The following is a 20859-nucleotide window of genomic DNA, read 5'->3' on the forward strand; positions in this document are numbered from 1 at the left end:
CGACTTACTTGCGTTCGTGCTTCATTCCTAACCTTCTTTCTAATCAGTCCTCCCTTAAGCTAAGCAACCTGGCACGTCGATAGTTCATACTGTCGTGTTGTTTTTGCCTGCCTATTCAATTTTGAGTTCAGTATAGTTGACAATGAAGGCAGAACATAGGGGGGAAATGAACAATTTTCTTTCATTTTATAAGGAAATAAATGGATGGATTCCTCCTACCCCTAGCGGCACCTGCCCACAGTCATATCTCAAAAAAAAAAAGCGAATGCCACTAGGCATCGCTGACAGAATTTCAACTATTTATTTAGTACAATCCCCTCCATACTATCGGATTCCCAATGGTCATCTTCCAAACCTTGCAAAAATCTCAGGTACTTGGTCTGCCTCGACTGGTCTACCAAACAAGTACCCTTGTACCGTATCGCAATGAAAGTCTTGCAGCAGGCGTAAATCCTCCTCATTCTCTACCCCTTCTGCAATGACATTAATCTTCAGATTGCGAGCCAAGGTGATGATGGTGTTGACGATAGCTGCATGTGTCGGGTTTACTGATATATCCTTCACGAAAGACTGGTCAATTTTCAGATGATGTATCGGAAATTCTTTCAAGTAACTCAATGAGCTGTAGCCTGTCCCAAAGTCATCCATGGCGATCTGCAACCCCATATTCTTAAAGCTATTTAATGTCGCTAGAGCGACTTGAACATCCATCGTCATACTTTCTGTAATCTCCAACTCCAAGTACTGAGGCTCGAGCCCCGTATCTTGTAGGATATTGGAAATTTGTTCACAAAGCGATCTATCGTAGAACTGCTTCGATGATAAATTCACAGCCATGGTCACCTTTGGTAATCCTAGCCTCTGCCAGTGCTTATTCTGAGAACAAGCCTCCTCGATCACCCATTTGCCAATGGGATAAATAAGACCTGTTTCTTCCGCAATCGGAATAAATTCTAGGGGTGAAACCAGCCCAAGCTGTGGGCTATCCCAACGGATTAAACTTTCAAAGCCGACGATTTTATTTTCAATCACGTTGACCTGCGGTTGGTACATCAGGATAAACTCGTTCTTCTCCAGCGCTTTACGCAGATGCTTTTCAAGCGTCATTCGCCTCTCGATTTTGGCATAGATGTGCGGGCTGAAATACTGAACTTGATTTCCGCCGAGCTCCTTCGCGTAATCCATCGCAATATCGGCGAAACGAACGAGCGTTTCAGGATCTTGGTCATCCTCTGGAAACTGACTAATCCCAATGGATGGTGAAATGTAGATCTCATGCTCCCGGATCCGAATCGGTTGATTGATACTTTGAACAATGTTCTGTGTATAGACATCCAGCTCATCCTTCGATGTATGCTTCACGAGCCCGATAAATTCATCACTGCCAACTCGAAAAACATGCAGATTATGAGTCAGAAAGCTATTCTTCAATCTCCGCGCGATGACCTGAAGAATCCGATCACCAATATCATGCCCTAACGTTTCATTCGCCAATTTGAACTGGTCTAGATTCACGAATACTACGGCGAAGCGCTCCTTCTGTACGATGGCCTCTTCAATCCATTTCGTTAATACCTGTCGATTGGGAAGGCCTGTTAAGGGATCATGATGGACCAAATACCGAATCCTCTCCTCCATACTCCGCGACTCCGTAATATCGACAGTTAAGGAGATGATCTCGCGAATGACGCCATTATTTTTGATCGGTCGAAGCACCGTTAAGAAATAATAGCCATGCCATTCCGTTTCGAAATCAACAACCTCTCCCATCGACCAAGCCCATTCATAGTATTGCAGCATGTGATCTGCCATATATTTGGGGAAGATAGTGTGGATATCCTTACCAATCGCTTGTGCCTCTTTGATCCCCAGTCGATCGAACAAGGAGCCTTGCCATGTGGTGTAGATAAATTCATCCTGTTCTTTTCGAAATTTCATTAACAGTCCGTTTTGCTGCCTAATCTTCTGATGAAGCTCCTCTTGAAATTGAAGCAGATCCTCTTCCATTTTAAGTAGAAAGGTGAGCATTTCAATATGACTTTTGACGGATTGCTCTTTCCCTAGCATGTTGGTTTCATTACGTAGGAATAACTTTTTTCTCATGGCGGTTTTGCACCTTAGCAGAAATTCTTCTTCCGTCAGCGCATTACGTGTTTTCTGAAAAAGAGTTTCCTTCTGAAAAAAGTCCATTGCTCCGTACTCCAGAGCTTTCATCGCTGCGTTTGAGCCTTCTTCCGTGTAGCTGCTCAGCATAATAACCGGTACGGGATGAAACGTCATAATTTGATTCAAAGCCGTTAAACCGTCCATTTCCGGCATCTCGATGTCGAGTGTGACCAGATCTGGCTGTAGTTCTACGATTTTGTCCAATGCATTAGCACCATTAACTGCGAATCCTACTACCGTAAATTGTGGATCTTGATCAAAGAGTTTGGCAATCATATTTCGCATTACGATGGAGTCATCGACAATTAAGACACGGAATGTTCTCATACTTGTCACCTGATTCTTAAGTATTCATCTTCAACTGCGAGAGGAGCTGCTCTCGATCGAAAACTTGGATAAGCCGATCATCTTTCTTATAAATACTCCGAATCGTAGAAAGCGAGGCTCTGCTTTGAACAATCTCTTCATTGGAATCGTGCTCAAACACAGTTACAATTTCGGTTACGGAATCCACAGCAATACCAATGGATTGTTCCTCATCCCGCACGATGAGAACACGAGATTTCGCGGAACGGGATTGTGTTGACAATCCCATACTGCTACGCAAGTCATAAACCATCAGCAATTCTTCTCTAATATTCATGACGCCCAGCACATTAGGGGCAGCCCCAGCAATCTTCGTCAAAGATGGCATCGCCAAAATTTCTTGCACATGTTCCAGATGGAAGCCGTACCATTCCGCATCGAAATGAACGGTGACCAGTTCTCGCTTCGTATTGTGTTTGCCTTTATTGGCTCGATCCTTCATCCCGAAACGAACATGTCCAGATGATGATTTCTGCATCATCGCGTTCACATCTAGAATGAGGGCAACCAGTCCATCTCCAAGGATAGTCGTTCCAGCAATATACGGAATGTGACCAACGATATCATCTAAGGATTTAATGACGATTTCTTGGTTGGCAATTAATTGGTCCACGACAAGACAAATCCGTTTCTCTGCCATCCCAATCATAAGTATCGACTTCTTGGTCGTAGAAGCCTCTTCGTTCAAGCTGTTCCCAGGCGAAAGTAAGGTATTCAACCGCAGTAAAGGCAGGATTTCACCTCGCACATGACAAATTTCTTGACCATGAAGCAATTGAATTTCCTGTTCATTGTATCTGAAAATTTCAATAATGTTCGATAGAGGTACTGCGATCGTCCGCTGAGCTTGACGGACAAGAAGCGAGCGAATAATGGCCAAAGTTAAAGGCAATTTCAAGGTAATCGTGGTTCCTTTGCCAATTGCTGTCTCGATGTCAATCAGCCCATTCAACTTCTCAATATGCGAACGGACAATATCCATCCCAACGCCTCTGCCTGACAATTCCGTTACTTGCTCTGCCGTAATGCCGCGTAAATTGATGACCCCACGCAAATTTTTCTTATTTCCTGGCAAAACGGTAATCTCATGCATCTTAATGATTTCTTGAATATACGCGATAGAGAAGGCATAATGCTCCTGCCCAATCTGACCTTCAACATATAAAGGAGTGACCGTCGTTGTCATGTGCAACCCTGTCCTCTCACACTTTGAAATTGGAAACGGATTGATTCAAATCATCTGCTAAGGAAGCTAAGGATTGCGAAGAGCTTGCCGTTTCCTCGGCAGCAGCCGCAGATTCCTGGCTTACGGAGGCAATGTTTTGAATAAAGCTGAGCACTTCTTCTGATTGAGCAGATTGCTGCTCGCTAGCGGCAGCGATTTCTGTCACTTGTTGTGCCGTATTCGCGACCATCCGAACGATATTATCAAACTGGATTCCTGTGCGTTCCGACAGATCGGCAGCTTCTGAAACAGCTTTGACACTCAAATCCGTATTCGTTTGCATGCCTTTAATAATAATGGCAATTTGCTTCGTCGCTTCACCGCTGCGTTCAGCTAGTTTTCTAACCTCTTCCGCAACCACCGCGAAGCCTCTGCCCTGTTCCCCTGCTCTTGCTGCTTCGATTGCAGCATTAAGTGCTAATAAATTTGTTTGATCAGCAATATCATCAATGACCTCAATAATTTGGCCAATCTTTTGTGCATCTTGCTCAAGTAAAGACATCTGCTTCGATACATTCCCCATTGAAGTAATAGAAGCTTGTACAGCGATTCCACCCTCTTTGGCACCGTTTCTAGTTTGTTCTGACAGCTCCGCAACCACCTCTGCATTTTGAGCAACAGAGTCAATGGCAAGTGAAAGTTCTTTAAACAAGCTATTTACGGTTTGCGTTGATTCCGCTTGATGCATGCTACCTTTGGCGATTTGCTCCGTTGTCGCAGAAATTTCTTCTGCAGCAGCTGCAACATTTTGAGAGGAAGATACCGTTTTACTGATGAGCACTCGGAGATTTTCTAGCATATCATTAAACGCCTCGGCCAATGCGCCAAGCTCGTCCTTAGTTTTCGAAGTTGCTTTCTCTCTCAAGTCGCCTTCAGATGCTTTCGTGACGACGGATAGAAGGGATTGAACGGTTTTCGAGATACTGCCTGACATATACAAAGCCACACTAATCCCGATCAAGATTGCAAATGCACCAAGTACAATAATGGTCAATGTGCCTGATTGATTCTCGGATACAGCTGTATCCACTTCATCTTTGGCACCTACCTCATTATAGTGGATCCACTTTTCGAATAAATCCGTTGTTTGTGTACGAGCTGGTCTTACTTGCGTGATCGCATCATATGCCAACTTATCTTCATTCTTGCTTGCTAGCCCAATAATCGTATCCGCTTGGTTCATATAAGTTGTCATTGAAGCCAATATCTCGTCATAAATTTTCGTTTCTTCCCCTGAGTTTACTAATTCCGCATATGCTTTCATTTCTTTTAATGCATTTTCTTTGTTTTGTAGGATGTTGGTCTGAGCACTAGCGATTTTATCTGGATCTGTTTCAAGAATGATTTGATGAAAAGCCACTCTAACTTCAAAGAAATCAGTTTTGATTTGATCTATTTTGAGGATACTAGGCAGCCAATTCCCCTGTACATTTACTGCTGATTTTTGAATGGAGTTCATACTCATCATAGCCACTAGCCCTACTGTAAATGTGAGTACGAGTACAAGGATAAATCCTGCTAATAATTTCATTCTAATTGTTGCCTTCATCATTAAATCCCCCTAATTGTTGGTTACACTTCTTTTAATTGAATGGCTGAGAACACAATATCAATGATTTCCCCACGTGCTTGATTTAAAAAACCTAATGATGTTTGTTGTAAATTTTCAATCGAGATACAAGATGTTAAAAGAATCTTGTCCGAGAAATAATACATGGAAAGCTCGTAGGAAGAAGATACACTCTTAACAACTTCACTTATATTCGTGTTCTTGTATTTCTCAGGAAGTTCAATCGCATACATTAAGCACAATGGTTCATTTTGCATTTGTGACATCTGAAAAAATTCTCTATACATATTCGTCGTAAACGCATTCCATCGAAATCCATATTGAAAGAATGGCTCCTCTTCCCAATTCGGCTCGAATTGTGATTTTAATTCGAGAAATTGCTCGCGGTAGTAGTGGATTAGATTCATAGTTGTAGGCACCTCGCAATTCCATAACAAAGTTTGTTATTTCTCAGTATCCTTATCTTATCTATGAAATGTTGTGAAACTTCTATTTCGGATTTTAGCTAAACATGTTTTTTACTAATAATTAGCTAATGTTTATTTGAAATCGGGTAAAAATCATGAGAAAAGTCCTAATTTGTAAGGAATTTGTCGTAATTAATAGTCTTTAGACCTACACATTCCTTACAAATATAAGACTTAGAACCCAATCCCATTGACTATCCACGTATAAAACGGGACAAAAAAAAGCCCACCCTTATGCTTGATTCAGCGAAGGATGAGCGTTCTTCTTTATGTATTATATAGCTCTACGTATGGCGTCCAGAACACGATCACCTTGAAATGGCTTGACGATGAAATCCTTGGCTCCAGCCTGAATCGCTTGTACAACCATGCCTTGCTGCCCCATGGCTGAGCACATCACAATTTTCGCATTCGCATCTTTTTTCCTAATTTCCTTAACAGCTTCTACACCTTCCATCTCAGGCATCGTGATATCCATGGTTACTATATCCGGTTTAAGCTCCTGATACTTCTGGATAGCTACAAGTCCATTTTCTGCTTCACCAACAACATCATGTCCGCCTTTCGTCAAAATATCCTTCAGCATCATACGCATGAAAGCTGCATCATCTACGATTAAAATTTTTGCCATGATCTCTCACTCCTCTTATCAATACTCTTTCAATAGAACTACACGGATATCTCCCACCGTCTGAATGGATATGGGCAACATCAGCTTGTTGGCCTGATTGTCAAAATGATAATTTTCCTCCAATAAAGACGGCGGCGTAATATCCAGTGCAACACCTTGTTCACCAAGGATCGTGGTGGTTCTGCCTGCAATAATGTTGGCAATTTCACTCACACAGCTATCCAGCATTTCACCTTCCATATACATCCCAAAAATCGCTTCACTCATTCGGCTAAATACGACGCGCTGCCCGTCTAGAATCATACAATACTCACTATTCGTGAAATTGATGGAGACGCCAATCTCATCCTTACGGATCGGTTCATTACTTATACTAACTTCGGTTTGATCTAACGATTGTGGTAGCATGTTGCCAATTGATACTCGGACACTATCCAATAATAAATTTTGCAAGTTCTGAGTCATGCTTCTCTCCCCTATCCAGTTGGTTGTAACCGGTTATAACTTCGTTCAATACACTCACTTTAGCCTATAATTGTTAGGTAACTACACTCCTAATTGTTAAAGATGTATGTGAAAATGGAAAAAAACGGAGCTCGCTTATCGCGGTGCTCCGTTTATATGTTTAAGACTTTAAGATAAATGATTTAATAATTGCGTTAATGCTGCGGCATCTGTTCTAAATTGTTCAACTGTGTTACCCATAACAAACTCCATTAGCATGTAGCGATGTTCATGGCTATCTATCAGTGCCAAGTACTGAGACCACTCGTGAATCCCCTCAGCAAATGGTCTGCGAATATCGCCATCCCAATAATAAGCATGAAGGTTTAACAGCTTCTTGCGCGCCGCTAATTCATGCAGTCCTTCACAACGTTCCTTCATGGAGAGTTCCGGTGTTGGCTGCCACAAACAATATAGATTGGGATGATCTGCCTCATCCAACAGCTGCAGAGCAGAATGATTCGTGTCCGTTAAAGTCCCTCTATGCCACTCAAGCGCAAGTTTTATTCCTTCATCTGCAGCCATCTCAGCAATAAGTTTAGCTTCTTTAGCTATGCGAGCATAATATTCAGGGGTTGCTGCCGAAGAGGGTACAGTTCCTGCCCATATGCGAATGAGCGGAGCATGCAACGCTTTCGCAGCAATCAGGCTCTCTCGAAAAACTTGCTCAGGTTGTTGGTTTGCAAGCAATCGAAAATAAGAACCATATGCAGCTACCTGCATCCCGGAATCGATTGTTCTTGTGTACAGATTGTGTGCGCCAGCCACATCCCCAGGTTGTACATGCGCGTTCTCCGACCATTCAATGGCCTTCAACCCACATTTGCTGCTTAATTCGAGAATTTCAATTGCTGATCTTTCACGAAATGTGATGGATACAAGTCCAGGTAAAATCATAGTTGCTTCCTCTCACTTTAACATAGTCTCAACTTACATAATTCCCTAAACGATTTGATTTGTAAAGAAAAAAAAGACTACAATCACCCGAGTAGGAAAAGTGATTGCAGTCTTTTTAAACATGTACCTAGAACAATGGTCTAGCGTTTGAAGCCTTGCAGTTGTTGTTCAGCGATTTGTACTAGTCTCTTCGTGATTGTACCACCGATTGAACCTGCGTCGCGTGTAAGGAGGTTTCCATTATAACCATTTGGTTGCAAGGCAATCCCTAATTCTTGCGCAACTTCATACTTCAATTGATTTAAAGCGGCTTTAGCCTGTGGAACTAGCAATGTGTTGTTGTTAGCCATTCGTAAATCACTCCTTCTTGTGGTGTAAACATAGGATGTGGAGTGTAAGGAAATCTTATACATTCAAATTATTATTTTTCATGTTTTAATGGTATGACGATGGAGAACGTTACACCAGCCTCTTGCGTTGTGAAATCAATCCTTCCTTTATAACGTTCAATTAACTGCTTGATGATATGAAGCCCAAGACCTTTATTGTTCTTTCCTGTTTTGGTCGAGAAGCCTGATTCAAATATTCGTGTGTGTATGTCCGGAGTGACGGGATTACAAGAATTCTGCACCTGAATCGTGAGTTGGTTAGCTTGAACGATGCCTTCCACAGTGATTTTCCTTTCGTTAACAGGCAGCTCGATCGTCGCGTCAAACGCATTATCGATCAAATTGCTTAATATGCGGACTAAGTCAGTGGTCTTAATCGTCGTGAGTCGCAAATTTTCCATATTTTTAAAATCAACCTGCATGTCAATGTTATGCACTTCGGATTGTGCCAACTTAGCTTGGATAATTCCGCTTAATGCTGGAATATTAATTTCAACCGCTTTAATTTTGTTATCCATCATTTTCGCTTCTTGGATTAGTGGATCTATGTAGTCTTGTAGACTTTCATATTTCTTCAATTTAATCATCCACGAGATGGTCGTGATATGGTTGATGATATCATGACGCTGTTCTTTGATCGACTGAACAATCGAATTAATATTCGCCAGATACACATCTTGAACTGTTTTCACAGCTCCTTCATTCTTCTTCCGCGTGATCGAATACAGAATTATAATTACAACACAAACGAGAAGAGTAACAATGCTCATGAATATAAAAACTTCACGAAACTGCTGATGTAATGTTTTTTCGATCTGTGTGTAATCGGTTGCAACCATAACCACTTTGGGTAAGTCATCGCGCTTATACTTCAGATTGGTTGTGACCATCGGTGTAAAGCTTTTCAGAATGTTCGTCCCATTCAAAACCACATTGTAAAAAACCGTACTGTTCTTGGTCAGCGCTTCCTTGATTTTACTCTCCTCAACGCCATCTCTATACTTATAACTACCATTTAATACGAGACGCTCTGAATACCAGCTAGCCCTATTATTTGGTGTTGGCGTTTTATCAAAAATCTTTTCCGGATTTAGGACGCCAATCTCAATTAAATTTCCTTTGTTATTTTCAAGAAGCTCGTGAATACTAGCATCCACACCTACTTTTTGGCGATAGTGTTCAAGACTGCTTGATACGTCCAAATAGGGATTAATAATATAATTGGTCGTTCCGTCGTAATATTCTCCCCATTTCCTGATATTTGCACTATCCGTCGAAGCTGTATCAATGGGGCCACTCCAGAAATTTTCGAGGGTCAAGCCGGTACCTACGTCTACAGTTTTTCGATCCGTTAACTGTAATTGTGCGGAATACACGATCCCCCACGTTTTGGAGCTTGCATTGATTTCTTTGGGATCCGAGGATCTTACCCCAATAAAATCATCATCTCGTCTCTCGAATAACGTAATCCCTTCAATATTCAATTCCTTCGCCAAGGAGACCAGTTGTTCGTTCGTAACTTGGTGGAAATCAGGATGTAAGGTCTTCTGAATAACAATCGAGGCGGTACGTAGTTCATGACCCAGCATTTCATCATAAGTTGCCTCTACTTCACTTTGCTTACCAAGTTCGGCAGAAATCGTAGAAGTCACTAATTGTATTTTCTCTTTTTGATGATTATTTAGAAGCACCTTCGAATGTTGAAAATACGTTAAATTCATACTTAATATGGCGATTAAGAAAATTAATATTGTTTTTAATGGGAACTTGTCTAATGATGAAAACATGCTTACGACTCCCTCAACAGCATTTTGTATCCTTATTATAAAGCAATTTTGTCGAATTTTGCAGTTTTTTTAAAAAAATTGTCCGTTGGTGTATTTTAAATAGCCGAGAACAATTTTTAGAATCTCAAGCGTTTCATTATACTGCCGCAAAAGGGCTGATTTCTCAAATCTTTCTTGGGCGATATCCTCTTCTATTAAAAGCAACAGCCACACAGAATACAACGCACTATATTTGTGATAATCCATAATGAAGTTGCCTTGTGTTGGAGATTGAAGGTTCTCGCGAACGGAGATATATCTAGTAAGAATTGCGAGACGTGAATCCTGCTCGATGATCAATCGCCTGTATTGCGGGCTCGTAATGTCCATCAACGTATACAGATCCCAGAAAACGCTATTCGTATGAGCGTACTCCCAATCGAAAATATAGACTTGATTATTCACTTCGGCGATGTTTAACGGATACAAATCTCCGTGCGAAATGACGATTTCATTTTCAAGTTGATCCTGGCGTAGAATATCTTCATAAAAGTAAGTGATTTGGTCATCTAGAAATCCTAGACTCTTGAATAATTGCTTCGTTTGTATATCCTTAGCCAAAATAAAGCTTTGAATTTCCTTCGTTTTCGACGTGTGACCCTCAAATTCTCCAGGTAGCACCGTTGTCGGCAAGAGATGCCAATAAGGGATGAACTCTGACGTTTTTAACATCATATCCCAGCTGAAACTATGTTCCAATTCGCCCAAATCTTCGAAAACCATCCATTCCTTTTCCGGCTCTAGCGCTTGAGAAAAGTAGAGGATCTTGGGGATGTTCACCTCAGGAATTCGGACGAATAAATTCACTTGCAACCATACTTCTTTTCCCTTATTCGGATAGTTCGTAAGTGGTTTATAAATAAAGCTAGTCATGGCATCATCTACATTCACTTGAACCCGCTCAACCTTCTGACCATTACGACCCACGTAGATAACTTCTCTTTCATGCGGAATACCGTCACGAACTTTGCCAGATTCTAAGAAAATTTCCTCTTCCATAGCAGCCATTATTTTTCACCGTCCTCGTCCTACTCATAATTTAAACTTACCATATCACATAAGTGAATAGGCATGATATACACAAGAAAATATGATATATTTTGCATATAAAGTTAATACATAGTCCCGATGGAGGCTTACTTATCATGTTACATGTACTTGTTGACGAAAATGATCAAACAGCGTGGTATCCCAATTATCTCAGCGGTTTAAAAAAAGGACTTGTTTCCGCGGGAGTCCCATATACCTTTTCCCCTACGCTGCCGAAGGACCCACAGACTCCTGTTTTGATCACACGCTTCACTCTATTTGATATGATCAAAGAAGCAAGTCCAGTTCCTCAGCATCTGTATATTCAAGAACATGACGTCTGGAACCCTTTTACGAACGTTTTAGACTTAGAGTCATTATGGATTTTCCGTCATCCTTCTTTGAAAGCTATTTTCTATACAAATCCAAGCATGGTGCCTTGGGGCAAACGTTGCCTGCCTCCCGGTTCACAAGTCGAAGTTATCGCAGCAGGCTTTCCTTATGATCATGACTATGTGAATGCCACCTTAAAAGGTATCACACCTTCTGATGAGCGGGAGAAACTAATTGTCTTCCCAGGCCGTATGAATGAATTTTATCAGCCTTATCTCTCCGTCCGCTTGGCATTTGAATTTATGGAGTTAGGATATCGCGTGGTAATCGCCTCGCCTGTTACACCTTTGTCCCATTATCCTGTTGCCATGTGGAGAGAATTAGGCATTGAAGTGGGAAGGCTTCCGCATGCTGAGTATTATCAGCTGCTATCTAAAGCAACAGCAGCGGTATCTGTCACGATTGGTGGTAGTCTCACCTTAGCACTCTACGAAGCTCAGTTGCTAGGTGCTACACCAATTGCTCCCAAGGGACGAGATGATCTGCCTCCGTTCACCGAAATGTACAGCCCTAGATACGATTTGCTGCATCCAAGAGAAGCTATTGACATGGTAGAAAATAAAGTCCCTGTTACCATAGATACGCGCTGGTTCAGTATTGATGCCTATGTTCGAACAATACTGGATACAGTTTCCAATCATTAAATTTATGACATCGGTCATAAAAAAGGAGCTAAGCAGGTACACCCCGCTTAGCCCCTTTTCATTCCAATCCCCAGATCTAGGGAAGAACATTTCCTGCCGCACGATAAATCTCATACCACTCTTGACGAGTCAACTGAATATCGCCAGCTTTCGCGCAATCGATTAATCGATTGATATTCATTGTCCCAGTAACTGGCTGCATCCGTGCTGGATGACGAAGAATCCACGCAATCGCGATCGTCGTATTGGATACCTCATATTTCGCCGCGATTTCATCAATCTTCAAGTTCAACTCTGGAAATTTCTCGTTATCAAGAAATACACCTTCAAAGAATCCGTATTGGAAAGGTGACCAAGGCTGAATCGTGATATCATTCAATCGGCAGAAATCAAGAATGCCGCCATCACGGTCCACTGCGGAATCATTCAGCATATTCACATTGATACCATTTGAAATCATCGTTGCATTCGTAATGCTCAATTGCAATTGATTCGCCACAATTGGCTGCTTGACCGATTTCTTCAGCAATTGAATTTGCAGAGGCGTCTGGTTGGAAACACCGAAATGTCTGACTTTCCCTGAGCTTTCCAGTAGATCAAACGCTTCAGCGACTTCTTCAGGCTCCACTAAAGCATCTGGACGATGCAGAAGCAGAATATCTAAGTATTCCGTTTTGAGTCTTTTCAATATGTTGTCAACGGATTCCAAAATATGTTCTTTGGAAAAGTCGAACATCCCTTTTCGAATCCCGCATTTGGATTGTAGAATGATCTTCTCACGTACATTAGCGTTCATTTGGATCGCATCCGCGAAAATTTCCTCACAAGTACCCCCACCGTATATATCCGCATGGTCGAAGAAATTAGCACCGATATCCATCGCCCCTTGGACGAAGCGTTCCGCTTCAAGCTTGTCCAGCGAGTTAATTCTCATACAGCCTACTGCAATAACCGGAACTTCTAAGGGACTGGTTCCAAGTTTCATTGTTTTTATCATAAAATAATTCCTCCTTCAAAACTGCATCACTTATTATTTGCTCCTGAAGTTACCTCTCCTATTGTCACACATTGTTAACTCATATTCAAGAATGTATGACAAGGTACCCTTATACGAAGGGGGTGAAGATCTGGCTAAAGTATACAGAGATTCTGCGAAAATGTCCCCATTGTTGCGATCGGACTCTATTTCTAGAACCCTACGCGACTTTCGATTCCCTACAATACGAAAAGGACCATCAGGTTGATCACTTGACAGTCCTTGGGGCTATTCTCTGAACGTAATATTCAGCCATTCAATACATAGTTTGACCCATTTTGCATTGTGATTATAGTTCATTGGATCTGGCAAGGGCTTCTTATATTTGACTGCTGGCTCATTGAAATACTCCAGAAGTTCAGCGTCACTGACAGTTGGTTTCCCACTTGCTTCAGTCAATTCTTTAATGGCTGTTTGCCTATAAAGCTGCGCGGAGTCCGAGTTCAGGTAATCTTGGCCCCTCGTATACCACGTTTCATCCGACGTTAAAGAGCCGTGGCCGATGAATGGAAAGATATGCAATTCAAAGGGTATCGTGTTCTTCCTTAACGCCGAGGCGAAGATCATGGCATTCTCAACAGGAACGGTTAAGTCTTCAACGGTATGCCAGAGAAACACAGGCGGCGTGTGAGGTCCCACACTATGTTCAAGGGAAACTTCGGCGAGTTGATCTTGACTAGCATCCTCACCAAGCAGATTGTAAAACGATCCCATATGTGCGAACTCCCCTGTCGTGATGACGGGGTAACCCAAAATGGCGGCATTTGGCTTGTTGGAATACTCCTGGATACCTCTGATATCCAGGAGTATTCCAATGTACAGCTAGGCTCGCTGCGAGGTGTCCACCGGCAGAAAATCCGCAAATAGCAATATGATCAGGATTAATGCGCCATTGCTCTGCATGTTCACGGATGATGATCATCGCGCGGGAAAGATCTCGTATCGGCTGCTGTCATTGAAATCATTTAAACGAGGTATTTTGCCGCTGGAATAAGAACTCCACCTCGAGGATGTTCGACACCTTGATAGCTAGCTGGTAAATTAGGATCTCCTGAAATGTACTTGGGAAGCTTCGGATAAGGGTAAATGGGTCTTTGGAAGCTGATACCATTCGGAGCAAAACCATCTTTAAACGCGGTTGCGATGATTTTCTCCGGTGCTTTTCCGTGCTCAACCCATTCAACTAATGCGGTTAAAATGTCATGTTCACTATCTCTTGGCAAATTCGAATGGCCACCTTGGCCTAGATCATTTAACCCCGGTCCCCCTCCGCAATGGCCCATTCCTGGCACAAGGAATAACCGGAAGAAATCCTGCGTTTGTTCAAGGCCGCCCTGTTGTTCAATCACTCGCTCATAATAGTGGAGTGCATCTTGATACGGAACAAGCGGATCCGCCATCCCCGTGTACATCAAGATTTTCCCACCTAAAGCTTTCATCTCACTGACATCAGGATTATTCGCATTAAGAATCGACGCCAATCGCTCATTCAACGTATCCAAATCGTGATCAAAATCAAATGTCGTATAATCGAAATCCGCCCCGAACACCCAATGAAATGGATATAACAAGGACAACGGTAACCGTTCTGGATCTTGTTGAAGATCCAACCCTCCCCCACAATCCTCACTTCCATATGGAAGTGGCGTATAAATACGTTCGCCTGTTCTTGGATTGGTTGGACCCGCATAAATCAGCTTCAATGCGGAGATTTGTTCGTTGGTGAGGCCAATCTCGGCAACGTCAACCTGTAAAGCAGCCAACGTCTCTGGGTCGAATTGCAGAACCCTTGGGTCAGTAAAGAAGTTATCACCTTGGAGAACACCGCCGTCCTTCCGCTGTCCATGTTCGACAACTTTACGAGTTATGGATGCAATTTGTTCTTTAGAAAAGTGCGCGCCTGTTCCTTGATTCGTTGCTTTGAAATTCCACAAGAATCCAGTATGCAAGTGAGTGCGATTGTTGGCTGGCGCCCCAGCGATGATGCCTTGATAATCAGACGCATAGCGCTGCGCTTCCATTAGTGCTTGTTGCCCACCCGTTGAACAACCCATGAAATAAGCGTAGCTGGCTGATCGATTGTAAAATAATTGGATGAGCGATTTCGCTGCTTTCGTCATCTCGTGTGTGGCACGATAACCGAAATCCACCCATCGTTCCGGATGGCCAATCGCCTCAAAGGCATTTGGCGAGGTACCCATATCCGTGTTCGCTGTCGCGTAGCCTCGCCGAACCCCAAATGCAAGTGGATTGTAGCTAATATAACTTGCACTACCACCATTTCCCGTGCCAAGGAATCTGCCATTCCACTCTTGTGGCAACCAAAGCTCCACACGAATGTTAGATTCCATGGTTGGCTTCAGTTGGAGGGAAACTCGGCAAAATGCTGGCAAATCCGTAATTATTCTATCGTCAGCTAGGTTGAGACTTCCTTCTGTCACCATTTGAACATCCATAATCGTACAACCTGGTATGTCAACATTTTCAAATATTCCTTGCAAAATGCCGTCCCCCTCAGAGATGTCCACCCTACTTACTTCAATGACATCTGATTTCAAATACTCGAGCATGATCCAATCCATTAGTGCTCAAGACTTCTAATCGAAGCTTACTTACTTGCTCTAACCCTATATGGCGTGTTACTTGCCGTTGGTAATTATCCTGAATATTCATCACTTGACGAGAAGCTTCGTCTGGATTCGCAGCATAAGCAATGACTCGGAAATCCTTCAACGTTTCCGGCTGCGGCCCCCATTCATTTTTCTTATGCAGCTGATCCTCTTGTGTCAGTGTCAGTCTCCGATGCATGCCTGTATCTAGCACGATGGTGATCTCGCTGATGGAAACCGGTGTTTCCCATGTTAATTCAATCCAAGGTGCATGATCATCAGGACGTGACATCCACCTGTGGGAACCAGGAACGACCAGATCCAGCCTAACACCGTTTGTGCCATGCATCGCACGGGTATAGCCATCTATTACATTCGATGCTTGGCCTTGAGGTTGTTCGGAAGAAGCTCGAACTGTCGCTTGGCTAGACAAGTTATCGATAGCCGGAATACCAGGTAGAAACGCATCCTGGTGAATAAGCCGTTGTTGCGTTTTCCGAATTAATTCTTGATTCTTATACGCCATCTCAAGTGAAATACCTTCTTGAATGGCCAGAGCGGCGAATGTTCCCGCACCTTGCCCCATTACACCGCAAGTAGCCATGACTCTCGTGCTTGAAAAGGCAATATGTGTAGCGGATATATTGCGTCCAACAAACATCAAATTCTCCACATTCGCACTGATCAATGACCTCAGAGGAATACCATATACGTTGTTTGTATGCGGTTGATGGCAAGGATCAATCTCTATGGCCTCAATCCCCTGTGGTGGATGTGTATCCATGGGCCACCCCCCATATGCAATGACATCTTCAAAATGAACCGATTCTTCCAGATTCTTTTGTGTCAATACGTGTTGACCGATGAATCGACGAGATTCCCGCTTGCCAGGCACGAAGCCGAACCAATCAAGTGCCCAGTTCTCAGACTCTGGGTGATGACCGCTATTTTTGATATGATCCCACACGCCCATCATTATGGCCAGCAGTTCGTCACGAATGAATTCGTTATCGGAGATTGTATCCAATAGTCCGCCGAACTCTACCCACCAATAACCATATTCCCATGAAGCATGACTGCGGTACTTCAAATCTTCTTCGGAATAGCGTTTCGCCCATACAGGGGGGATGAACGCCATCGGTTTGCCCATATTTCGAGCCGTAAATAACAGCGAAGAACCGAGACGATACGTATCGGCTACTGCCCCAGCGAAAGACTCTCCATATTGTTCAGAAGACTCACGACCTGTCGTGAATCGCGCTCCTGCTTCTTTGCCGAGACGTCCGTCTCCCGTACAATCCATGAAAATGTTCGCACATATTTCGAAGCTATGTTCCGTGCTTTCCCTCGTTGCCCAAGCTGACACGATTCGGTTTCCATCCATTCGCACGCCGATAATGGCCGTATTCAGCATCAGCGTCAGGTTCGGTTCCGCTCTGCACTTTTCATATAAGAGGAGATCCAGCATCGAAGCGCTTCGCTGTGGATTGCGAACGGCGCACTCCAGAAGAATTTCTTCAAGGATGCCCCCTTCCCTTGCTTCTGTTTCGAGTGCTGTCCCCCGTTTGGAATGCGCCGCCCCTACGATATGCATACGGATCTCGGAAGAGGCATTGCCTCCCAGAACAGAGCGATCCTGACAAAGCGTAACCTTAGCACCGTTCCTCGCAGCCGCAATGGCAGCTACAACACCCGAAATGCCGCCTCCGGCAACTAGGATATCTGTTTGAATTCGTTGTTTCTTGTTATCTCCACTCATCATTACAATTCTCCCCCAAGATCAGTTTCAGAAAGAGATGAAGCCAGAAGCCTCTTCATCCCTTTTCAACCTTTTTCTACCTACTTCACGTATCCGAGCTCTTTCACTTTTTTCTCAGATGTCTCTAATAACGCTTATAGCCACTCGGGAAATCAATAAAACCGTTCACCGCTTGAAGGCGTGGCTGTTTATTGGCAAAGTCAATTAATTTTGTGGAGCAAATTTCACGGACAAATATTCCATCTCAGGACGGCCGGTAAATTGGTAGAGCCAGAAATAGCGCATACAATCCTGCGGGATTGCTTATATCCCAAGATGCCGTGAATTTACCGCCTGGACCTTGCAACGCATCGATTTACACCCAGTTGACGTTGGGATTGATGGCTTTCATCTGTTCAACGTTCCGGGCAGTTGTCATGTCCGACCAAGCTGTGTAAAAAATATCCGTTTGTCCTTTGATCGCCTTTTGCATAGCCTGCGTTTGCGAAGTTGCCATGAGTTCAGGATCAACGACACCTGCAGCAACCATATTTTTGTGATGCCGAATGTATCTTTCTTCCCATTGCCATCCGGATCTTTCTCTGTAAACGCTTTCGCAACTTCGAGCAATTCTTCTGGTGTGTAGGAACTTTTAGATTTAGTTTATCAAGCCAATCTGATGTCCAGCTTAACTGGCTTTGCACTGGCTGCTGACGTACTGCTAACCGCCGGCTTCTCCGCAGCCTTCTCTGTAGGTTTTATCAACTGCAGGCGAACCTCCACAACCAGCAATCAACATAGCTCCTGTTAACGTCATTGCCAGCATCGGTGCATATAAGTTCTTTTTCATAGAAACCCCTTCTTCCTCTAGTATAATATACATTTTTTAAAATTTATATTGTTACCGCGACCTGAGTCTTCCAGCTGCAGTCCTTCTTCCTCCGGCCTTGCGGGCTAAATTTTTCACAATTAAATAAGTTGGAATTAAGCCTCCGCTGAATAGCATTGTAAACACAATCATAAGAAGGAAACCCTCCTACACAAACAAACGCCGCCAGCTCCAATTTTACGGAACTAGCGGCGTTTTATGTTATTACTAGCGTGCAGCGACCCCCGCCAAGAAGCTTAGCATGAACTGCACCGCTAGTCGCGAGGTCACATTGCGTACATCGACGGTCGGATCGATGCAGACGAAGTCCAGTCCTTGCACCTGTGGCAGCGATCCGAGTCGGTAGAGGGCATCCAGCGCATCCCATGGATTCATCCCGCCAGTGCCGATCGATGGGCAGCCCGGTGCAAATGCCTGATCGATCACATCCACGTCGAAACTCACATACAGCACATCCGTGCCATTCCCCGCAAGATGAAGCGCCTGGTCGAGCACCGCATCCATGCCCATCCGACGTATCTCACGTGACGAAAATACATGTACCCCTTTACTCTTCACGTAGTCATGATAACGCTTCGAATTCATGAAACCTCGAATGCCGATTTGTACGATGTGTTGTCCCTCTACCACACCCGATTCGAGGATACCGCGGAACGGCGTACCGTTGGTGACGCCACCGTCCTCAAAATTACGGACATCATGATGGGCATCAAAATGAAGGATACCCACTTTTTTCCCAGGATGACGGCCTACGAAAGCTTTGATCGACGGGCAGCTCGTCGAATGATCGCCGCCAAAGATGATCGGGATCACCCCCGGCTGTTCTCTATATAGCGCGCGCAAGCTTTCCTCAATGCGGCGGTGACATTCCGCGATATCCGTCACATGCATTTGGATATCGCCGAGGTCGCGAACGGCTAAGTCTTGCAGATCAACACCATACTCCATCGAGTATGTAGTAAAAGACTTGAACGCCGCACGCACAGCCGCCGGTGTCGTCGAAGCGCCTGAATGCGAGATCGACGGTTTAGACAGCGGGATGCCAATGATCCCTGCAAGCAATGGCTCTTGACCGTCCCACTGGCGAATCCAATGGACAACCTTGGTTTCCATGTGATCTCTGAACATAGCTTGATCAGGTGGTTTGAGAAAAGGGATTTCATGGCTCATCGTGCCCCTCCTCCTTTCTAGCTACTCCCGTCACAATAGTACGGTCCCATACGATCACGTTTCCGTTTTTGATAACCCCAAACGTATGGTTAATTCCGAAATGATATGGCAAATAAGCCAGATTCGTCGCATCAAAAATGGTTAAATCCGCACGCTTTCCTACTACGATCGAACCGATACTTTCCCCACGTCCCAGCGCATTGGCCGCGTTGATCGTGCACGCAGTCAGAATCTCCTCCGGCGTCATTTTCAAGTTTAGGGACGCCAGCATCATGACGAGCTGGATCGACTCCGTCGGACAGGACCCTGGATTATAGTCCGTAGCAAGTGCCACCGGCAATTCATAGGTGTCGATCATGTCTCGTGCACGCGCATGTTTGGCCAGGCCTAGGTTGAACGAAGTGCCCGGTAAGAGCACTGGAATCACGCCATGTTCCGCCATTGCAGCGAATCCTTTATCGGTCGCAGCCAGCAAATGTTCAGCGGATATTGCACCGATTTCGCCCGCCAGTTCCGCCCCGCCAAGCGGTTCTATCTCGTCTGCGTGTATTTTCGGAAGCAAACCGCACTCCTTTCCTTTCAGCAGAATTCGGCGCGACTGCTCAATGGAAAAAACACCTTTTTCACAAAACACATCGCAAAACTCCGCAAGCTCCTCTTCAGCCACCTTGGGAACCATTTCATTGACGATGAGGTCTATATATTCCTCGGGACGACCTTTATACGCCAGCGGGACCGCATGTGCCCCCATAAATGTCGAAACAATTACGACTGGGTGAGTATCGTTCAAACGTTTTGCCACACGCAATTGCTTCAGCTCGTCTGCCAGGGTGAGACCGTAGCCGCTTTTCGCCTCAACCGTCGTGACACCATTCAACAGCATCTCGTTCAAACTTCGACGCGCCTTATCATAGAGTTCCTGCTCGCTGGCTGCGCGTGTACTTTGCACCGTATTAAGTATGCCTCCACCCTGCGCCAAAATGTCCAGATAGGAGACGCCGGATCGCTTCAGCGCCAGCTCATGTTCACGGGAACCGCCATGAACGAGATGAGTGTGCGGATCGACCAGCCCAGGTGTAACCATACGCCCACCAACGTCAATGGTTTCTACGACTTCAAGATCTCTCATAAGTTCCTGAACATCTTGTGATGTGCCAAACGCGAAGATACTCCCCTCACGTATAGCTAACGCTGCGTCTATGATTACAACGACTTGCTTCATTTGCTGTCCGCAGCGCGGTGCATTCCCCGGTGGAGTAACCAAACGGCCAATCCCCGTAATAAGCAAATCAATCCGTTCCATCTGCTCC

20 protein-coding genes are annotated in these 20859 nt (G+C 44.2%); 1 reads left to right on the forward strand and 19 read right to left on the reverse strand.

The window, feature by feature from the left end:
* Positions 1-342: 342 nt before the first annotated feature.
* The 10 genes from ASL11_RS14160 to ASL11_RS14205 all read right to left on the reverse strand — a co-directional run bounded on the left by ASL11_RS14160 (position 343) and on the right by ASL11_RS14205 (position 11049).
* Positions 343-2493: an EAL domain-containing protein gene (locus tag ASL11_RS14160; RefSeq protein WP_056615130.1), complete on the reverse strand. Its 2151-nt coding sequence runs from the start codon at positions 2491-2493 to the stop codon at positions 343-345.
* Between the two features lie 16 nt (positions 2494-2509).
* Positions 2510-3718, reverse strand: coding sequence for a chemotaxis protein CheW (locus tag ASL11_RS14165; RefSeq protein ID WP_056615135.1), 1209 nt, complete (start codon positions 3716-3718; stop codon positions 2510-2512).
* Positions 3719-3734: 16 nt separating this feature from the next.
* Entirely contained in the window at positions 3735-5309 is a 1575-nt protein-coding gene (locus ASL11_RS14170; RefSeq protein ID WP_056615137.1) for a methyl-accepting chemotaxis protein, read from the reverse strand.
* Positions 5310-5329: 20 nt separating this feature from the next.
* The gene (locus ASL11_RS14175; protein WP_056615139.1) at positions 5330-5734 is read right to left on the reverse strand and encodes a hypothetical protein; all 405 of its coding nucleotides are present in this window, start codon (positions 5732-5734) and stop codon (positions 5330-5332) included.
* Between the two features lie 334 nt (positions 5735-6068).
* Complete coding sequence (locus ASL11_RS14180; protein ID WP_056615144.1) at positions 6069-6425, reverse strand: response regulator; 357 nt, start codon at positions 6423-6425, stop codon at positions 6069-6071.
* An 18-nt stretch (positions 6426-6443) separates the two neighbouring features.
* Positions 6444-6890: a chemotaxis protein CheX gene (locus ASL11_RS14185; protein WP_056615152.1), complete on the reverse strand. Its 447-nt coding sequence runs from the start codon at positions 6888-6890 to the stop codon at positions 6444-6446.
* A gap of 168 nt (positions 6891-7058) precedes the next feature.
* Positions 7059-7826: a sugar phosphate isomerase/epimerase family protein gene (locus tag ASL11_RS14190; protein ID WP_056615155.1), complete on the reverse strand. Its 768-nt coding sequence runs from the start codon at positions 7824-7826 to the stop codon at positions 7059-7061.
* Between the two features lie 140 nt (positions 7827-7966).
* Complete coding sequence (locus tag ASL11_RS14195) at positions 7967-8176, reverse strand: alpha/beta-type small acid-soluble spore protein (protein ID WP_056615159.1); 210 nt, start codon at positions 8174-8176, stop codon at positions 7967-7969.
* A gap of 71 nt (positions 8177-8247) precedes the next feature.
* Positions 8248-10002 (reverse strand): sensor histidine kinase, encoded by a 1755-nt coding sequence (locus ASL11_RS14200; protein WP_056615163.1) that lies wholly within the window; start codon positions 10000-10002, stop codon positions 8248-8250.
* A gap of 69 nt (positions 10003-10071) precedes the next feature.
* Positions 10072-11049: a phosphotransferase gene (locus ASL11_RS14205; RefSeq protein WP_056615165.1), complete on the reverse strand. Its 978-nt coding sequence runs from the start codon at positions 11047-11049 to the stop codon at positions 10072-10074.
* 137 nt (positions 11050-11186) lie between these two features.
* Here ASL11_RS14205 and ASL11_RS14210 point away from each other — a divergent pair, with 137 nt between their 5' ends.
* Positions 11187-12107, forward strand: coding sequence for a hypothetical protein (locus ASL11_RS14210; protein WP_056615169.1), 921 nt, complete (start codon positions 11187-11189; stop codon positions 12105-12107).
* Between the two features lie 76 nt (positions 12108-12183).
* Here the strand turns inward: ASL11_RS14210 and ASL11_RS14215 are convergent, their stop codons facing one another.
* The 9 genes from ASL11_RS14215 to hutI form a co-directional block, all read right to left on the reverse strand.
* Positions 12184-13101, reverse strand: coding sequence for an aldo/keto reductase (locus ASL11_RS14215; protein WP_056617046.1), 918 nt, complete (start codon positions 13099-13101; stop codon positions 12184-12186).
* Between the two features lie 270 nt (positions 13102-13371).
* Positions 13372-13857 (reverse strand): alpha/beta hydrolase family protein, encoded by a 486-nt coding sequence (locus tag ASL11_RS14220; protein ID WP_056615172.1) that lies wholly within the window; start codon positions 13855-13857, stop codon positions 13372-13374.
* On the reverse strand, positions 13829-14086 hold the full coding sequence (locus tag ASL11_RS38135; RefSeq protein WP_442953066.1) for an alpha/beta hydrolase: 258 nt from the start codon (positions 14084-14086) through the stop codon (positions 13829-13831). Before ASL11_RS38135 ends, ASL11_RS14220 begins: the two co-directional genes overlap by 29 nt.
* A gap of 22 nt (positions 14087-14108) precedes the next feature.
* Positions 14109-15725: a tannase/feruloyl esterase family alpha/beta hydrolase gene (locus tag ASL11_RS14225; protein ID WP_056615175.1), complete on the reverse strand. Its 1617-nt coding sequence runs from the start codon at positions 15723-15725 to the stop codon at positions 14109-14111.
* The gene (locus ASL11_RS14230; protein ID WP_200962429.1) at positions 15682-17514 is read right to left on the reverse strand and encodes an FAD-dependent oxidoreductase; all 1833 of its coding nucleotides are present in this window, start codon (positions 17512-17514) and stop codon (positions 15682-15684) included. Before ASL11_RS14230 ends, ASL11_RS14225 begins: the two co-directional genes overlap by 44 nt.
* Positions 17515-17866: 352 nt before the next feature.
* Complete coding sequence (locus ASL11_RS36485) at positions 17867-18007, reverse strand: hypothetical protein (protein WP_157256925.1); 141 nt, start codon at positions 18005-18007, stop codon at positions 17867-17869.
* A 204-nt stretch (positions 18008-18211) separates the two neighbouring features.
* Positions 18212-18340: a hypothetical protein gene (locus tag ASL11_RS37845; RefSeq protein WP_268796196.1), complete on the reverse strand. Its 129-nt coding sequence runs from the start codon at positions 18338-18340 to the stop codon at positions 18212-18214.
* A gap of 246 nt (positions 18341-18586) precedes the next feature.
* The gene (hutG, locus tag ASL11_RS14235) at positions 18587-19549 is read right to left on the reverse strand and encodes a formimidoylglutamase (RefSeq protein WP_056615178.1); all 963 of its coding nucleotides are present in this window, start codon (positions 19547-19549) and stop codon (positions 18587-18589) included.
* Entirely contained in the window at positions 19539-20852 is a 1314-nt protein-coding gene (gene hutI, locus ASL11_RS14240; protein WP_056615180.1) for an imidazolonepropionase, read from the reverse strand. Before hutI ends, hutG begins: the two co-directional genes overlap by 11 nt.
* Between the last annotated feature and the right edge of the window lie 7 nt (positions 20853-20859).

Source organism: Paenibacillus sp. Soil750 (genome assembly GCF_001428045.1).
GTDB lineage: Bacteria > Bacillota > Bacilli > Paenibacillales > NBRC-103111 > Paenibacillus_E > Paenibacillus_E allorhizoplanae.

What these genes read in the sequence shown, in the direction of transcription:
- ASL11_RS14160 (WP_056615130.1), bottom strand. Translation starts at nt 2,493, where the DNA reads ATGAGAACATTCCGTGTCTTAATTGTCGATGACTCCATCGTAATGCGA.
- ASL11_RS14165 (WP_056615135.1), bottom strand. Translation starts at nt 3,718, where the DNA reads ATGACAACGACGGTCACTCCTTTATATGTTGAAGGTCAGATTGGGCAG.
- ASL11_RS14170 (WP_056615137.1), bottom strand. Translation starts at nt 5,309, where the DNA reads ATGATGAAGGCAACAATTAGAATGAAATTATTAGCAGGATTTATCCTT.
- ASL11_RS14175 (WP_056615139.1), bottom strand. Translation starts at nt 5,734, where the DNA reads ATGAATCTAATCCACTACTACCGCGAGCAATTTCTCGAATTAAAATCA.
- ASL11_RS14180 (WP_056615144.1), bottom strand. Translation starts at nt 6,425, where the DNA reads ATGGCAAAAATTTTAATCGTAGATGATGCAGCTTTCATGCGTATGATG.
- ASL11_RS14185 (WP_056615152.1), bottom strand. Translation starts at nt 6,890, where the DNA reads ATGACTCAGAACTTGCAAAATTTATTATTGGATAGTGTCCGAGTATCA.
- ASL11_RS14190 (WP_056615155.1), bottom strand. Translation starts at nt 7,826, where the DNA reads ATGATTTTACCTGGACTTGTATCCATCACATTTCGTGAAAGATCAGCA.
- ASL11_RS14195 (WP_056615159.1), bottom strand. Translation starts at nt 8,176, where the DNA reads ATGGCTAACAACAACACATTGCTAGTTCCACAGGCTAAAGCCGCTTTA.
- ASL11_RS14200 (WP_056615163.1), bottom strand. Translation starts at nt 10,002, where the DNA reads ATGTTTTCATCATTAGACAAGTTCCCATTAAAAACAATATTAATTTTC.
- ASL11_RS14205 (WP_056615165.1), bottom strand. Translation starts at nt 11,049, where the DNA reads ATGGCTGCTATGGAAGAGGAAATTTTCTTAGAATCTGGCAAAGTTCGT.
- ASL11_RS14210 (WP_056615169.1), top strand. Translation starts at nt 11,187, where the DNA reads ATGTTACATGTACTTGTTGACGAAAATGATCAAACAGCGTGGTATCCC.
- ASL11_RS14220 (WP_056615172.1), bottom strand. Translation starts at nt 13,857, where the DNA reads ATGGGATCGTTTTACAATCTGCTTGGTGAGGATGCTAGTCAAGATCAA.
- ASL11_RS14225 (WP_056615175.1), bottom strand. Translation starts at nt 15,725, where the DNA reads ATGGATTGGATCATGCTCGAGTATTTGAAATCAGATGTCATTGAAGTA.
- ASL11_RS14230 (WP_200962429.1), bottom strand. Translation starts at nt 17,514, where the DNA reads ATGATGAGTGGAGATAACAAGAAACAACGAATTCAAACAGATATCCTA.
- ASL11_RS36485 (WP_157256925.1), bottom strand. Translation starts at nt 18,007, where the DNA reads ATGGCAACTTCGCAAACGCAGGCTATGCAAAAGGCGATCAAAGGACAA.
- ASL11_RS37845 (WP_268796196.1), bottom strand. Translation starts at nt 18,340, where the DNA reads ATGAAAAAGAACTTATATGCACCGATGCTGGCAATGACGTTAACAGGA.
- hutG (WP_056615178.1), bottom strand. Translation starts at nt 19,549, where the DNA reads ATGAGCCATGAAATCCCTTTTCTCAAACCACCTGATCAAGCTATGTTC.
- hutI (WP_056615180.1), bottom strand. Translation starts at nt 20,852, where the DNA reads ATGGAACGGATTGATTTGCTTATTACGGGGATTGGCCGTTTGGTTACT.